We start from the raw sequence: 1,379 nt of genomic DNA, 5'->3' as shown, positions 1-1,379 counted from the left end.
AGAACCAGAGCAAGGATCTCGACCATTTCCCGGTCACCACCGGGACGGCGAAGCAGATGGGTTTGGAGAATGCGAAACGCTTCGGGCAGGTCCGTGAAAGGTGCGCCATTGCGCAAGGCACCCGGTTTGCGCTGGAGTACAGCCAGGTAATGCCGCCAGTCATAGACCGTTCGTCCAGGCAGCCCATGGAAGCGCGTCACGATCCGGGAGTGCTCGCAAAGCACTTTGCCTTCGGCTGCAACAACCAGCCGCTCAGGATAGACGCGCAGACTGACAGGCCGATTGGCAAAGGACGCTGGCACGCTGTAACGATTGCTCTCGAACTGAATGAGGCAGGTCGGCGATACACGCTTGGTGTGCTCGACAAACCCGTCAAATGCTCGTCCCGGCACCATCAGGTGAGGCATCTCCGCCGCATGCGCCGCGGCGACATTGCCAGGCAGTTCGACATGACGCAGGCTGATCCACTGCTCCAGGCAACGCGTCTCAAGCCAGGCATTCAAAGCTGTCAGGTCTGGAAAATTCGGCATGTCCTGCCAGATCTGCCGCCGCGCGTCCTGAACGGTCTTCTCGATCTGTCCTTTCTCCCAGCCTGCGGCCGGATTACAGAATTCCGCCTCGAAGAGGTAATGGCTGACCAAGGCAGAAAAACGCAGATTGACCTGACGGGCTTTGCCCTGCCCGATACAATCCACCGCTGTTTTCATGTTGTCGAAAATACCTCTGCGGGGAACGCCTCCCAGAACGCGGAAAGCCTCTGTCAGGGCATCGAACAGCATTTCATGCGTCTGGAGTGGATAGGCCCGCAAAATGAAGGCACGGCTATAGCAAAGCTTGGTGTGGGCAACCTGCAGTTTGATCCGCCGTCCCCCAATAACCGCCCAGTCCTCACCCCAGTCGAACTGGAAGGCTTCGCCTGGCTGAAAGCTCAGGGGCACGAACACGCCACGCCCCGTCGTCTGTTTCACCTTCTGCTGCTCGGCTTTCCACTCTCTTATGAAGGCGGCAACCCGGCCATACGACCCCGTATAGCCAAGCACTACAAGATCCGCATGAAAGCGGCGCCCTGTGCGTTTATGTTTGCGCGACTTCGAAGCCTCAAGCATCAGCCAGTTCGTCAGCTTTTGTGCAAACGGGTCCAGCTTGCTCATCCGGACAGTGCTCGCAAAAACCGGCTCAAGCGTTTCGGATCGAAGATATTTGCGGATCGTATTCCGCGACAGGTGCGTCCGGCGCTCAATCTCACGGATCGGCAGACGATCCCGATAGTGCCAACGGCGGATTACACTCAACAAGTCCATGCTGATCACTCCTTCGCCTCCCGCGCTCATGCGTCGGGAGCAGTGTCAGGCATGGGTCAATTCTGAATGAAAATTTCC

1 protein-coding gene is annotated in these 1,379 nt (G+C 57.9%); it reads right to left on the bottom strand.

The annotated features are described in order from the left end of the window. Positions 1 to 1,301: IS21 family transposase (gene istA / locus HK24_RS09800; RefSeq protein WP_086634332.1), on the bottom strand; the 1,301-nt coding region annotated here is incomplete at its 3' end. Between the last annotated feature and the right edge of the window lie 78 nt (positions 1,302 to 1,379).

Origin of the sequence: Gluconobacter sp. DsW_058 (genome assembly GCF_002153615.1) — a bacterium.
GTDB lineage: Bacteria > Pseudomonadota > Alphaproteobacteria > Acetobacterales > Acetobacteraceae > Gluconobacter > Gluconobacter cerinus.
The sequence above is the reverse complement of the archived record's forward strand: the minus strand, read 5'-3'. Positions and strand labels throughout refer to the sequence as shown.